This is a genomic window from Microbacterium sp. zg-B96 (genome assembly GCF_030246865.1).
In the GTDB taxonomy this organism is placed as follows: Bacteria; Actinomycetota; Actinomycetes; order Actinomycetales; family Microbacteriaceae; genus Microbacterium.
Genome location: NZ_CP126738.1, coordinates 715,445 through 730,002, shown reverse-complemented (window position 1 = coordinate 730,002; position 14,558 = coordinate 715,445). Strand labels below are relative to the sequence as shown.

Here is a 14,558-nt window from a genome sequence, read left to right as displayed (position 1 = left end):
TGTTGCGGGGAGTCCTCCTGTTTCGGGGAGGGCGTCAGACCACGGCGCCGGCGGCGACGGGGACCATGTGCTGGGCGAAGAAGTCCGCCAGTTCGGTCCGCGCCGACAGCGGCAGCACGTGTGCGACGTACTGATCAGGCCGCACCACGACCACCGCGCCGCCGCGGTCGATGCCGCGCGCGGCGAAGATGTCGTCGCGGGGGTCGGCGGCGTAGATCTTCTCGTAGTCGATGAGCCCGAACGGCCCCACCCGCGGCAGGAACACCGCCGGGATGTCGGCCATCTCCACCTCGGAGTGGTCCTGCTGGTAGATCGCCTTCACGTCGAACACGCTGTCGGGATCGGCGTCGTCGGGGGTGAAGCGACGCAGCGGCGAATCGGATGCCACCTCCAGCCACCCCGCCCACTCCCGCAGCGCCGTGGTGTCACCGTCGGCGAAGGCGTAGACGCGCCAGCGCCCGTCGGCGCGCGCATGATGGCCGAGGTGAGCGGGCACGGTGTCGGCGATGCGCACCACCGGCGCGGACGTGAACCGCTTGCCGATCGGGAATCCGGCCGCGAGTGCCTGGTGCGTCGCCTCGCCGACGATCATCGACGGCGGGTACTGCGTCATGAACCCGGCGGGGAACTCCGCCGTCGAGGTGTAGAACTCGGCGAGTTCCTCGGGGCTGCTGAACTCCTCCGGCTTCTTGGCCATGAGGCTCGACCACTCCCGGTCGAAGTCGATGAGGTTTTGCGCGATCTCCTGCCGTTCGGCCGAGTACGTCGCCAGCAGCGTCGCGGGGGCACGACCGGTGAGCACCGAGCCGAGCTTCCAGCCCAGGTTGAACCCGTCCTGCATCGACACGTTCATGCCCTGCCCTGCTTTGGCGCTGTGGGTGTGGCAGGCGTCGCCGCAGATGAACACATGCGGCAGGGCATCGCCGCCGGGCTCGACGTCGTCGAACTTGTCGGTGACCCGGTGCCCGACCTCGTACACCGACCACCAGGCGACGTTCTTCACGTCGAGCCGGTACTGGCCGAGGATGTCGCCTGCCTTGGCGATGATCGACTCCAGCGGCGTCGTGCGCACCTGGCCGTTGTCGTCCTCTGGCACCTCGCCGAGGTCGACGTACATGCGGAAGAGGTGACCGCCCTCGCGCGGGATGTGCAGGATCGTGCCGTGCTCGGACTGGATCGCGCACTTGATGCGGATGTCGGGGAAGTCGGTGACGGCGAGCACGTCCATCACTCCCCAGGCGTGCTTGGACACCCCGCCGATGTGCTTGCGGCCGATGGCCTCGCGCACCCGGCTGCGCGCCCCGTCGCACCCGACGACGTACTTCGCCCGCACGATGCGCTGCTCGCCGCCCGAGCCGTCCGCCCCGCCCGCACGCGCGAGCGTCACGGTGACGGGGTAGTCCCCCTCGCCCAGCTGCAGCGTCACGAACTCGTACCCGTAGTCCGGCGTGATGCGGCCGGGCGAGTGCGCTGCGACCTCGGCGAAGTAGTCCAGCACGCGCGCCTGGTTGACGATGAGGTGCGGGAACTCGCTGATCCCGCGCGGGTCGTCATCGGCGCGGGCCGTCCGGATGATCCGCGAGGGGTCGCCCGGGTCGGGTGCCCAGAAGTTCATCTCGGTGATGCGGTACGCCTCGGCGGTGATGCGCTCGGCGAACCCGAATGCCTGGAAGGTCTCGACGCTGCGCGCCTGGATGCCGTCGGCCTGGCCGATCGCCAGGCGCCCCGGCCTGCGCTCAACGAGACGAGTCGTGATGCTCGGGTACTGCGCGAGCTGCGCGGCCAGCAGCATGCCGGCCGGCCCGGACCCGACGATGAGCACGTCGACCTCGTCGGGCAGGTCGTCGGGCCGGTCGATCCCGGTGCCGGCGGCGGGGAGCACGCGCGGGTCGGTGGAGACGTAGCCGTGGTGGTGGAACTGCATCGTCGTCGCTTCCGTTCAGACCTTCGACAGCCCGTAGATCGGGCTGACGGACTGTTCTTCTTCGTGGTCGGGACCCAGCGCAATGCCGGAGCGGTCGCGCAGCAGCAGCGTCGCGATGCAGCCGATCAGGGTCATACCCGCCAGGTACCACGTGACGGACACGGTCGACCCTGTCGCCTGCACGAGCGCGGTGGCGATGGTGGGCGCGAACGCGCCGCCGAGGATCGCACCGATCGCGTACGAGATGGACACTCCGGAGAAGCGGATGGATGCCGGGAACAGCTCGGTGTACAGCGCCGCCTGCGGTCCATATGTGAAGCCCAGCCCGATGGTCAGGATCGCCAGGCCCAGGAAGAGCAGCCAGATGTCGCCGGTGTTCACCAGCGGAAACAGCAGGAACACACCGATCAGCTGCAGGCCCCAGCCGATGAGGTAGGTCGTGCGCCGGCCGATGCGGTCCGAGGCCCACCCTGCCACGAGGGTCGACAGCAACCAGGTGACAGCCGATCCGGTGACGGCCCACAGCACCGGACCTCGTTCGAGCGCGAGGGGACCTTCGGGGTTGGTCGCGTAACCCTGGATGTAGCCGCCGGTGGTCATGTAGCCGATCGCGTTGTTCCCCGCGAACACGAGCGCTGCGATCAGCACGAGCAGGGCGTGCTTGCGGAACAGCTGCACGATCGGCATCCGCGCCTTCTCCTTGCGCTCGGCGAGCTCGGCGAACACCGGGCTCTCCTGGACCCGACGGCGCACGTACCAGCCGATGATGATCAGCACGACGCTGAGCAGGAACGGCACCCGCCAGCCCCACTCCAAGAACGCGTCCCCCGGCGCGATCTGCGCCATCAGCGCCATGACGCCGGAGGCCAGGAGCAGCCCCAGCGGCACACCGATCTGCGGCGAGGCGCCGAACATGCCGCGACGCGTCTTGGGGGCGTGCTCGACGGCCATGAGCACCGCCCCGCCCCACTCGCCGCCGGCGGAGATGCCCTGCAGGATGCGCAGCAGCACGAGCAGGATCGGCGCGGCGATGCCGATCGCCTCGTAAGTCGGCAGCACGCCGATCAGGGCGGTGGCGATGCCCATCAGGATCAGCGTCCACATCAGCACGACCTTGCGGCCGTACTTGTCGCCGAAGTGGCCCGCGAGGAACGCTCCGAGGGGCCGGAAGAGGAAGCTCACGCCCACCGTCGCGAAGGCGATGATCGCGCTGTTGGCGCCCAGCGGCGCGAAGAACAGCTCGCCGAAGACGAGCCCGACGGCCGTGGCGTAGATGAAGAAGTCGTACCACTCGACGGTGGTCCCGACGACGGTCGCGAAGACGACTCGGCGCCGGTCGGCGGTGGTGGCGATGGTGCCCGTCGGGGTGAAGCCGGCGGGGACGGGTCGCTGGGGTGTGCTCATCGTTGACTCCCAGTGGGGTAGACATCGTTGTCTGAGGCGCACGGCCGAGCCGGTTGCCCCGTTGGCGACGATCATATACGATTTCGGATACGACGCAAGAGCGAGGGAGCTCATGAGCACTGACGCCCACCCGGAGACGGCCAGCGACACCCGGTTCGCGGCTCTGCCGCAGCGCCCGGGCAAGATCATCGCGGTGCACCTTTCCTACGGCTCACGCGCCGCGCAGCGCGGCCGCACCCCCGCCGCCCCCTCCTACTTCCTGAAGCCGTCGAGCTCGGTCGCCGCCTCGGGCGGCACGATCGAGCGCCCCGCAGGGACCGAACTGCTGGCGTTCGAGGGTGAGATCGCGGTCGTGATCGGCACGGCCGCGCGCCGGGTTCCCCTCACCAAGGCCTGGGAGCACGTCGGCTGGGTCACCGCCGCGAACGATCTGGGCGTGTACGACCTGCGCGCCAACGACAAGGGCTCCAACGTGCGCTCCAAGGGCGGCGACGGGTTCACCCCCATCGGCCCCCGGCTGATGGATGCCCGCACCGTCGACCCCACCGGCTTGCGCGTGCGCGCCTGGGTCAACGGCGAACTGCGACAGGATGCCACGACGGCGGACCTCATCTTTCCGCTGGCCCAGTTCGTCGCCGACCTGTCCCAGCACTTCACCCTGGAACCGGGCGACGTCATCCTCACCGGCACTCCCGCCGGCTCCTCGGTGATCGCGCCGGGCGATGTCGTCGAGGTCGAGGTCGACTCTCCCGAGACCGGTGCCACGTCGGGGCGGCTTACGACGACCGTCGTGGCGGGCACCGGCGCACCCTTCGATCCGTCGCTGGGCTCACTGCCGGCGGTCGATGACACCCAGCGCGAGGAGGCGTGGGGCTCCCGCGAAGAAGCCGGGCTCGCTCCGCTGGGACTGGACCCGGAATTGCGCGCGAAGCTGGAGCGCGTTCCCGTCGCGGGGCTGTCACAGCAGCTGCGCAAGCGAGGGCTCGACAACGTCACGATCGACGGCGTGCGCCCGCTGCATCCCGAGCGCAAGCTCGTCGGCACCGCGAAGACGCTGCGGTTCGTTCCCAATCGCGAAGATCTCTTCACCGCCCACGGCGGCGGCTACAACGCCCAGAAGCGAGCGTTCGACGCGGTCGACGAGGGCGAGGTGATCGTCATCGATGCCCGCGGCGAGACGGGGTCGGGCACCCTCGGCGACATCCTGGCCTTGCGAGCCCACGCCCGCGGCGCCGCCGGCATCGTCACCGACGGCGGCGTGCGCGATGCCGATGCCGTCGCCGCCGTCGGCATCCCCGTCTATTCCGGCGGGGCCCACCCGGCCGTCCTCGGCCGCCGCCACGTGCCGTGGGAGACCGATGTCACCGTCGCCTGCGGCGGTACCACGGTGCAACCGGGTGACATCATCGTCGGCGATGCGGACGGCGTCATTGTCCTGCCGCCCCACCTCGCCGACGAGGTCGCCGACGCGGCCCTGGCGCAGGAGGACGAGGATGCCTGGGTGGCGACGCAGGTCGCCGCGGGACACCCCGTGCAGGACGTGTTCCCGATGAACGCGCAGTGGCGCGCCCGCTACGACGCAGAACGGACCCACTCGTGAGCACGGTGCACAGCCTCAGCAAGTCGCAGCAGGCCTACCAGTGGGTCAAGGCCCGCATCGCGAGCCAGGATTTCACCCCCGGCTACCGGCTGGTGCTCGGGACCATCGCGGCAGAGCTGGGCATGAGCGTCGTGCCGGTGCGTGAGGCGATCCGCCAGCTCGAGGCGGAGGGGCTCGTGACCTTCGAGCGCAACGTCGGCGCGCACGTGTCGATGGTGGACGATTCGCAGTACCGCTCCAGCATGCAGGCGCTCAGCATCCTCGAGGGGGCGGCGACCGCACTGTCGGCGCGGCGGCTCACCACCGACGACGTGCGGCGCGCCCGCGAGATCAATCAGCAGATGATCGAACGGCTCGATGATTTCGACCCCCGGGCGTTCACCGGGTTGAACCAGCAGTTCCACGCGACGCTGTTCGAGAAGTGCGCGAACCCCCGCATGCTTGAACTCGTAGGCGCGGAATGGGGGCGCCTGGGGCACCTGCGCGACTCGACGTTCAGCTTCGTCCCGGGCCGCGCCCAGGAGTCGGTGCGGGAGCACGAGAACATCCTGGTCCTCATAGAAACGGGCGCGCCGCTGGGCGAGATCGAGAAGGCGGCCCGCCGCCACCGCTCCGCCACGCTGGACGCCTACATGATCCACGAGCACCCGGACGAGGCCCTGGGCCTGCCGGCGTTCTGACCGTTCCGCACGTTTGGAGAAACCCATGACCGTCAGCGTCGACCTGGACCGCCGCCACGTGCCGGCGGATCTCCCCGACCGCATCCGGCACTACATCGACGGCACGTTCGTGGACTCCGCCGACGGCGACACGTTCGATGTGCTCGAGCCGGTCTCGAACGAGACGTACGTGCAGGCCGCCGCCGGGAAGAAGGCCGACATCGACCTTGCCGTCGCGGCCGCCAAGCGCGCGTTCGACGAGGGGCCGTGGCCGCGCATGCTCCCCCGCGAGCGCTCCCGCATCCTGCACCGCATCGCGGATCTCGTCGAGTCGCGCGATGAGCGGCTGGCAGAGCTGGAATCGTTCGACTCCGGCCTGCCGATCACGCAGGCGCTCGGTCAGGCCCGCCGCGCCGCCGAGAACTTCCGCTTCTTCGCCGACCTGATCGTCGCGCAGGCCGACGACACCTACAAAGTGCCCGGCCGCCAGATCAACTACGTCAACCGCAAGCCGATCGGCGTCGCCGGTCTCATCACACCGTGGAACACCCCGTTCATGCTGGAGTCGTGGAAGCTCGGTCCCGCCCTTGCCACGGGCAACACCGTGGTGCTCAAGCCCGCCGAGTTCACGCCGCTGTCGGCGTCGCTGTGGGCAGGGATCTTCGAGGAGGCGGGGCTGCCGCAGGGCGTGTTCAACCTCGTCAACGGCCTGGGTGAGGACGCAGGCGACGCGCTGGTGAAGCATCCGGATGTCCCGCTCATCTCCTTCACCGGCGAGAGCCGCACCGGGCAGCTCATCTTCGCCAACGCCGCCCCACATCTGAAGGGCCTGTCGATGGAACTGGGCGGCAAGTCGCCGGCGATCGTCTTCGCCGACGCCGACCTCGATGCGGCGGTGGATGCCACGATCTTCGGGGTCTTCTCCCTCAACGGCGAGCGCTGCACCGCCGGCAGCCGCATCCTCGTGGAACGCGCCGTCTATGACGAGTTCGTCCAGCGCTACGCCGCGCAGGCGAAGCGCGTGAAGGTCGGCTACCCGCACGACCCCGCGACCGAGGTGGGGGCGCTGGTACATCCCGAGCACTTCGAGAAGGTCATGGGGTATGTGCAGATCGGCAAGACCGAGGCGCGGCTGGTCGCCGGCGGGGGGCGACCGGAAGGGTTCGAGTTCGGCAACTTCGTCGCCCCCACGGTGTTCGCCGATGTCTCCCCCGACGCCCGCATCTTCCAGGAGGAGATCTTCGGCCCGGTCGTGGCGATCACCCCGTTCGACACCGAGGCAGAGGCGCTCGCGCTGGCCAACAACACCAAGTACGGCCTCGCCGCGTATGTCTGGACCAATGACCTCAAGCGGGCCCACAACTTCGCCCAGGCCATCGAGGCCGGCATGGTGTGGCTCAACTCCAACAACGTGCGGGACCTGCGCACCCCCTTCGGCGGGGTGAAGGCCTCGGGCCTCGGCCACGAGGGCGGCTACCGCTCGATCGACTTCTACACCGACCAGCAGGCGGTGCACATCACGCTCGGCGAGGTGCACAACCCCACCTTCGGCAAGCGCTGAACCCACCCCGGAAGCAAGGACGCTGCCATGACCACCGACCGCACTCTCACCTCATCCGGATTCTTCGTCTCGCAGGAGGCGCCGATCCACAGCGACAACCCGGTGCCCACGCCCTCCTCGCCTGCTCCCGACATCCTGCGCTGTGCGTACATGGAGCTCGTGGTGACCGACCTCGCCGCCTCCCGGCGGTTCTACGTCGACGTGCTGGATCTCGTCGTGACGGAGGAGGATGAGACCGCCGTGTATCTGAGGTCGATGGAGGAGTTCATCCACCACAACCTGGTGCTGCGCCAGGGTCCCGTCGCGGCGGTGGCGGCGTTCTCCTACCGCGTGCGCACCCCCGAAGACCTCGACCGGGCGGTCGCGTTCTACAGCGAACTCGGATGCCGCGTGGAGCGGCGTGCCGAGGGATGGACGAAGGGCATCGGCGACTCGGTGCGCGTGGAGGACCCGCTGGGCTTCCCCTACGAGTTCTTCCACGACGTCGAGCACGTCGAACGCCTCGCGTGGCGGTACGACCTGTATACGCCCGGGTCCCTGGTGCGCCTGGATCACTTCAACCAGGTGACCCCGGACGTGCCGCGTGCGGTGAAGTTCATGCAGGACCTGGGGTTCCGCGTGACCGAGGACATCCAGGACGACGAGGGCACCGTCTACGCCGCGTGGATGCGCCGCAAACCCACCGTGCACGACACCGCGATGACCGGCGGCGATGGCCCCCGCATGCATCATGTGGCGTTCTCCACGCATGAGAAGCACAACATCCTCGCGATCTGCGACAAGCTCGGGGCGCTGCGCCGATCGGATGCCATCGAGCGCGGGCCCGGCCGCCACGGTGTGTCGAACGCGTTCTACCTGTACCTGCGCGACCCCGACGGGCACCGTGTGGAGATCTACACGCAGGACTACTACACCGGCGACCCCGACAACCCGGTGATCACGTGGGACGTGCACGACAACCAGCGCCGCGACTGGTGGGGCAACCCCGTCGTGCCGTCCTGGTACACCGAGGCATCCCTCGTGCTCGACCTCGACGGCAACCCGCAGCCCGTCGTGGCGCGCACCGACACCAGCGAGATGGCCGTGACGATCGGAGCCGACGGGTTCTCCTACACCCGGCCGGGCGAGCAGCTTCCGGAGAACAAGCAGGGCGAGTACAAGCTCGGCCACCAGCTGTAGCCCGCCGACGCCCCTACGCTGACCACAACGGAAGGACAACGATGCTCGACCCCGAGGTCATCGATGCGATCGCCGCCGAGCTCGCCGATGCCGGCCGCACGCACGGCGTGGTGCCGCGGATCAGCGCCCGCTACCCGCAGGCGACGGTCGAGGACTCCTATGCCATCCAGGGCATCTGGCGTGACCGGCAACTGGCCTCGGGCCGGCGTCTGGTCGGCCGCAAGATCGGCCTGACGTCGAAGGCGATGCAGCAGGCCACCGGCATCACCGAGCCGGACTACGGCGTGATGTTCGACGACACGGTATGGGACAGCGGATCGAGCATCCCCTTCGACCACTTCTCCAACGTGCGCATCGAGGTGGAGCTCGCCTTCGTGCTCAAAGCGCCATTGGAAGGGCCGCATTGCTCGGTGTTCGACGTGCTGCGGGCCACCGAATACGTCACGCCCGCGCTGGAGGTGCTCAACTCCCACATCGAGCTGGAGGGTCGCACGATCGTCGACACGATCAGCGACAACGCCTCCTACGGCGGGATGGTGCTCGGCGGCGTCCCGATGAGGCCAGACCAGATCGACCTGCGCTGGGTGTCGGCGCTGCTGTACCGCAACGAGACGATCGAGGAGACCGGCGTCGCCGCCGGCGTGCTCGGCCACCCCGCCACCGGCGTGGCGTGGCTCGCGAACAAACTCCACCAGCACGGTGCGCACCTGGAGGCCGGTGAGATCATCCTGGCGGGGTCGTTCACCCGCCCGACGTGGGTCTCGCGCGGCGACAGCGTGCTGTGCGACTACGGACCGATGGGAACCCTCACATGCCGCTTCGTCTGAGTCCGACCTTCCGCGAGGACCTCGCCGCCGCCGACCGGCCGCTGTGCGGGATGTGGGTGTGTTCGGGATCGGCGCTGGTCGCCGAGATCTGCGCCGGCTCGGGGCTCGACTGGCTGCTGATCGACATGGAGCACTCCCCCCACTCGCTGGATTCGGTGCTCGCCCAGCTGCAGGCGGTCGCCGCGTACCCCATCACCCCGGTGGTGCGGGTGCCGATCGGCGACGTCGTGACGATCAAGCAGGTGCTCGACATCGGTGCGCAGAACCTTCTGGTGCCGATGGTGTCCTCCGCCGCCGAGGCACGGGCGTTGGTCGAGGCGGTGCACTACCCGCCTCGCGGCAGCCGCGGCGTCGGGTCGGCGCTGGCCCGCTCGGCGCGCTGGAACCGCGTCGACGCTTACCTGCAGGATGCCGCCGACCACGTATCGCTGTTCGTGCAGATCGAGACCGCCGCCGGCGTCGACGCGGCGGCCGACATCGCCGCGGTCGACGGGATCGACGGGGTGTTCGTCGGCCCGTCCGACCTGGCGGCCTCGCTCGGGCTGCTGGGGCAACAGACCCACCCCGACGTCACCGCGGCGGCGCTGCGGGCGTTCGAGGCCGTGCGCGCGGCGGGCAAGCCGGTCGGCGTCAACGCGTTCGACCCGACCGTGGCGCAGGCGTATCTGGATGCCGGGGCCGCGTTCGCCCTCGTCGGCGCCGACGTGTCGCTGCTCGCCCGCGGCTCGGAAGCGCTGGCGGCCCGCTGGGTGGATGAACGCGGCGCTGGCCGCGCGTCGTACTGATCCGCGCACGATGCGGGATGGCCGAGCTCCTTAACAACGGCGAAGCCAGGTCATCACGCGACCGAAGGTAATGGCGTGGCTGCGCCGCACGTTCGCGGCCACCTACGTCCTGCTCGCCGGGCGCCTCGCTGTGGAGAGCCGATAGCGGCGGAGAAGCGCCCCGCGCCGGGCTAGACGAACGGTGTCCTCGTATCGCGACAGCGCTTTCTCGTTGCCCGGCGACGCCCACAGGAGCACGCAGAGTTCCAGGGTCATGGCGTGGAGACTAGCCGCTACATGAGAGTTCGATGAGAGCTGGCGCGGACTCCATTGCGCTCGCTCTCAGCGAACCTTTAGCTTCTTCGTACCGAACACTCAGGTTCATCGACGGAGGGCTCCCGGATGACTCGATCGCTGTCGCTCCCGCGCATCATGCAGATTCTCGCCGCGCTGGGGGTGACCGCCCTCCTGCTCGTCACGCTTGCCCCGCCCGCCCGCGCCGCCACGGCAGGCGATTTCACCGCCTCTCCGCTCGCGCCGGAAGCGCCGGCAGAATCCACCGCGCGATCGGCGTCGGGAAAGCTCGCCGAGAGCGACCCCGACGTGCTCGCCCGCACCGACGCGGCCCGCGCCGCGGTGATGGTCAAGGTCGACGTCGACCCCGTCGCCTCGTATGCCGGTGGCATCGACGGATACGCCGCGACCAGCCCCGGTGTCACCGGAAAAGACCTGCCCAACGCCGCCGCCGCCGAGTACACCCGCTTCGTCGAAGCGCAGCTGGATGCCGCCTTCGCCACCATCCAGGCATCCGTCCCGTCGGCCACGCTGCTCTCCCGTCACGTCACGGTGTACGGCGGCTTGTCGGTGACGATCCCCGCCAACCGTGCGAAGGACATCGCCGCGCTCGAGGGCGTCGCCGCGGTGCAGAACAACGCGCTGCGTCAGATCGCGAGCCCCGAGGAGACCCCGGCACCGGAGGAGACGCCGGCACCCGAGGAGACCCCGGCCCCGGAGGAGACCCCGGCCCCCGAAGAGACCCCGGCACCGGTGGAGACCCCGGCACCGGTGGAGACCCCGGCACCCGAGGAGACCCCGGCACCGGAGGAGACCCCGGCGCCGGTGGAGACCCCCGGGCCGATCACGTACGACAACGGCGGAATCGACGCGGATGCCACCACGTTCATCGGCGCGGATGCCGTCTGGCCGAGCCTCGGCGGACGCGACCAGGCCGGCGCCGGCGTCATCGTCGGGGTGATCGACACCGGCATCTGGCCCGAGCACCCGATGCTCGTCGACAACGGCATCGACCTCCCCGCAGGCGGGCCGTGGGAATGCCAGTTCGGTGACGGCTCGATCGGCGACGCGTTCTCGTGCACCGACAAGCTGATCGGCGCCTACGCGTTCCTCGACGCCTACCAGGAACTCGCCGAAGAGCCCGCGGGCGCGATTGACTTCTGCTCCGCGGATGTCTGCTCGGCACGCGACTCCGACGGCCACGGCACTCACACCGCCACCACCGCCGCCGGCAGTGCGGTGGACAGCTCGCCCGTGCTTGGTGTCGACCACGGCCCCATCAGCGGCGTGGCTCCGGGCGCCTCGATCATCGCCTACCGCGCCCTCGGCCCCGGCGGCGGCTACAACTCCGACCTCGTCGACGCCGTCCAGCAGACCGTGCTCGACGGGGTGGACGTGATCAACTACTCCATCAGCGGCTCGGCCAGTGTGTACACCGACCCCGTCGAGCTGGCCTTCCTCGACGCCTACGCCGCGGGTGTCGCGGTGCACGCGTCGGCCGGCAACTCCGGCCCCGCGCCATCCACCGCCAACCACGCCGGGCCCTGGACCACCACGGTCGCCGCGTCCACACTGGACCGCGCGTTCACCGCGACGCTGGAACTGGCCGCGGCTGACGGCGGCACGCTCAGCAAGATCGGTGCGACCGTGACGCAGGGGGTCACCGACGCCCCCGTGGTGCGCGCCGATGCCGTGCCCGGCTACACCGGCGGCATCCGCTGCGAACAGCCCTTCCCCGCCGGGAGCCTGACCGGCACCGTGGTGGTCTGCGAGCGGGGCGGCAACGGGCGAGTGGAGAAGGGGTACTTCGCCTCCCTCGGCGGCGCGGCCGGGATGATCCTCTACAACCCGACCACGATGGAGACCAACACCGACAACCACTTCCTGCCGGTGATCCACCTGGAAGGGCCCAACGACGACGTGCTGGCGTTCCTCACCCGACCCGGCGTCACGGCGTCGTGGGGCGCGGGCCAGGCGACGCCGGCGCAGGGCGACGTGATGGCCAGCTTCAGTTCCCGCGGGCCCATCGGGGAGTTCCTCAAGCCGGACATCACCGGCCCCGGCATCCAGGTGCTCGCCGGTCACACGCCCGAGCCCAGCGGTATCGACTCCGGCCCTGCCGGCGAGTACTTCCAGGCCATCGCAGGCACGTCGATGTCGTCGCCCCACGCCGCCGGTGTGGCCGCGCTCGTCATCGCCGCCCGGCCGGACTTCACGCCCGGTCAGGTCAAGTCGGCGCTGATGACCTCGTCGCTGCAGGACGTCATCAACGCGGACGGATCGCCGGCAGGCGTGTTCGACCGCGGCGCGGGGAGCATCCGCGCCGACCGCGCGGTGTCCCCGGTCGTCACCATCGCCGAGACGGCGCAACGGTTCGAGGACAGCGCCGCCGACCCGCAGGGCCGGATCGACCTCAACATCCCGAGCATCTACGCCGACCCGATGCCCGGTGCCGTCCAGACCTCGCGCACGGTGACCAATGTCACCGACCGGGCGCAGACCTTCCGGGTCAGCGCCGAGGCCACCGGAGGGCTTCGGGTGACGGTCTTCCCGACGTGGTTCACCGTTCCCGCCGGCGGCACCAAGAAGCTGTCGGTGATCATCGATGGTCTCGAGGCCACCGATGGCTGGCAGCAGGGCGAGATCACCCTCACCCCGACCCGCGGCGGTGTGGATGCCGTGATCCCGGTCGCCGCCAACGTGCGCGAGGCCGAGGTGTCGCTCGATCAGTCCTGCGAGCCGGAGAGCATCCGGCGCGGCGGGACCACGACCTGCACCGTCACGGCGACCAACTTCCTGCCCGTCGAGGTGCCGGCATCCATCCGCGTCACCGCGCACCCGTTCCTCAACGTCCGCGGCGTCACCGCCCCCGCCAGCAAGCAGTTCCTGGGCGCCAAATGGGACGGCACGCTGAGCCCGGCCATCGCGCCGACGATCGAGTCGGTCGCACCGGATGCCGGGACGCACCCGGGCGGCGGCTACCTTCCGCTCGCCGATTTCGGGGTCGCTCCGATCGCCGGACTCGGCGACGAGGCGTACGTGAACTACACGCTGCCGTCGTTCCAGTACGGCGGTGAGGTGTACGACCGCATCGGCATCGTCTCCAACGGGTACCTGGTGGTCGGTGGCGCGGCGGCGACGGACGTGTCGTGGGAGTCCACCGGCATCCCCGATCCGGAACTGCCCAACAACGTGCTCGCGCCGTTGTGGACCGACCTGAACCCGGAGGCCGGGGGCGCCGTGCGCGTGGGCGTGCTCAACGACGGCACCACCGACTTCCTCGTGGTCGAGTGGGAGGACGTGCCGACGTTCAGCCGCAATGCCACGAACACGTTCCAGACCTGGATCGCACTGGGCGCGACCGAGGGGATGTGGTTCACGTACGGCGACGCAGCGGTGCCCGACGCCGCGGCGGCGACGGTGACCGGGGCGGAGAACCGCGACGGCACCAGTGGGGTAACCGTCGACCCGCCCGAGGCGGGCGCGGTGTATGCCATCACCACCGCCCCGCCCACGGCGGGGGGCACCGTGACGTTCGACTACAAACTCACCGGCGTGCTGCGCGGCCAGTGGGACACGGTAGCGACGCTCACGAGCCCGCTGCTGCGGGCGATCCCCGCCGAGCAGACGACGATCACGGTGCGCTGAGCGCCGCGCTCGATCGCTGAGACCACACCTGTTGGCCGAGACCGTGGGAAACAACCACGGTCTCGGCCACTAGCAGTGGTCTCACGGGGTGTGAGGCGTGGCACAGTGTGAGACATGAAGACCTGGGTCGTGCGCTTCGCGTCGCTGTATGTGTTCAACGTCGCCGTGCTGGTGGCCATCGGCTGGGTGCTGCGGTCGGTGCAGGTGGGCTGGTCGGCGCTGTGGGCGGCGATCGTGCTCACCGCGGGGACCATTTGGCTCAAGCCCGCGATCGCGAAGGCGTTCCGCGGCATGGCCGCCAAATCCGCAGGGCAGCGGACCCGCGTCGGCGAGAAGCTCGTGCAGTTCGGCCTGGTGTTCGTCGTCGAACTGATCGTGTGGGTGCTCGTCGTGGTGCTGTCGCCGGTGCACGTGTCGGGAGTGTTCACCGGCTGGCTGTTCCCGCCGGTGGCGCTGCTGCTGGCGTGGATCGTCTACGACCTCGTGGACGACAGGATCGAAGCCGGCGCCGGCGGGCTGTACGACCGGGCGCTCGGCGGGCGCGGCCGCTCCGCGGCATCCGCCGCCGGCTCCCCTTCGTCGGCGGCCGACCGGGCAGAGGCAGGCGACGGCCTCACCGAGGAGCAGCGCCGCATGTTCGACGACCTCGGCAAGGGCTGAGCCCGCTCCACGGTTCACAATTCAGGAAGAACGCCGGA

10 protein-coding genes are annotated in these 14,558 nt (G+C 69.9%); 8 read left to right on the top strand and 2 right to left on the bottom strand.

Annotation, left to right across the window (positions count from 1 at the left end; translation table 11 throughout):
* Nucleotides 1–34: 34 nt before the first annotated feature.
* Both QNO11_RS03235 and QNO11_RS03230 read right to left on the bottom strand, forming a co-directional pair.
* Nucleotides 35–1,924, bottom strand: a complete 1,890-nt coding sequence (locus tag QNO11_RS03235; RefSeq protein WP_257509295.1) for an FAD-binding monooxygenase — start codon at nt 1,922–1,924, stop codon at nt 35–37.
* A 15-nt stretch (nt 1,925–1,939) separates the two neighbouring features.
* Nucleotides 1,940–3,328 (bottom strand): MFS transporter, encoded by a 1,389-nt coding sequence (locus QNO11_RS03230; RefSeq protein ID WP_257509294.1) that lies wholly within the window; start codon nt 3,326–3,328, stop codon nt 1,940–1,942.
* A 112-nt stretch (nt 3,329–3,440) separates the two neighbouring features.
* On the opposite strand from QNO11_RS03230, the gene QNO11_RS03225 reads away from it, so the two are divergent.
* From QNO11_RS03225 to QNO11_RS03190, 8 genes are all read left to right on the top strand, one after another.
* Nucleotides 3,441–4,928: a fumarylacetoacetate hydrolase family protein gene (locus QNO11_RS03225; protein ID WP_257509293.1), complete on the top strand. Its 1,488-nt coding sequence runs from the start codon at nt 3,441–3,443 to the stop codon at nt 4,926–4,928.
* On the top strand, nt 4,925–5,608 hold the full coding sequence (locus QNO11_RS03220; RefSeq protein ID WP_257509292.1) for a GntR family transcriptional regulator: 684 nt from the start codon (nt 4,925–4,927) through the stop codon (nt 5,606–5,608). The genes QNO11_RS03225 and QNO11_RS03220 overlap by 4 nt, the downstream gene beginning before the upstream one ends.
* A gap of 25 nt (nt 5,609–5,633) precedes the next feature.
* Nucleotides 5,634–7,148 (top strand): 5-carboxymethyl-2-hydroxymuconate semialdehyde dehydrogenase, encoded by a 1,515-nt coding sequence (hpaE, locus tag QNO11_RS03215; RefSeq protein WP_257509291.1) that lies wholly within the window; start codon nt 5,634–5,636, stop codon nt 7,146–7,148.
* 27 nt (nt 7,149–7,175) lie between these two features.
* Entirely contained in the window at nt 7,176–8,327 is a 1,152-nt protein-coding gene (hpaD, locus tag QNO11_RS03210; protein ID WP_257509290.1) for a 3,4-dihydroxyphenylacetate 2,3-dioxygenase, read from the top strand.
* 41 nt (nt 8,328–8,368) lie between these two features.
* The gene (gene hpaH / locus QNO11_RS03205; protein WP_257509289.1) at nt 8,369–9,154 is read left to right on the top strand and encodes a 2-oxo-hept-4-ene-1,7-dioate hydratase; all 786 of its coding nucleotides are present in this window, start codon (nt 8,369–8,371) and stop codon (nt 9,152–9,154) included.
* Nucleotides 9,139–9,939, top strand: coding sequence for an aldolase/citrate lyase family protein (locus QNO11_RS03200; RefSeq protein WP_257509288.1), 801 nt, complete (start codon nt 9,139–9,141; stop codon nt 9,937–9,939). Before hpaH ends, QNO11_RS03200 begins: the two co-directional genes overlap by 16 nt.
* Before the next feature lie 381 nt (nt 9,940–10,320).
* Complete coding sequence (locus QNO11_RS03195; protein WP_257509287.1) at nt 10,321–13,860, top strand: S8 family serine peptidase; 3,540 nt, start codon at nt 10,321–10,323, stop codon at nt 13,858–13,860.
* 114 nt (nt 13,861–13,974) lie between these two features.
* A complete protein-coding gene (locus tag QNO11_RS03190; protein WP_257509286.1) occupies nt 13,975–14,520 on the top strand; it encodes a hypothetical protein in 546 nt (181 codons plus the stop codon).
* The last annotated feature ends 38 nt before the right edge of the window (nt 14,521–14,558 follow it).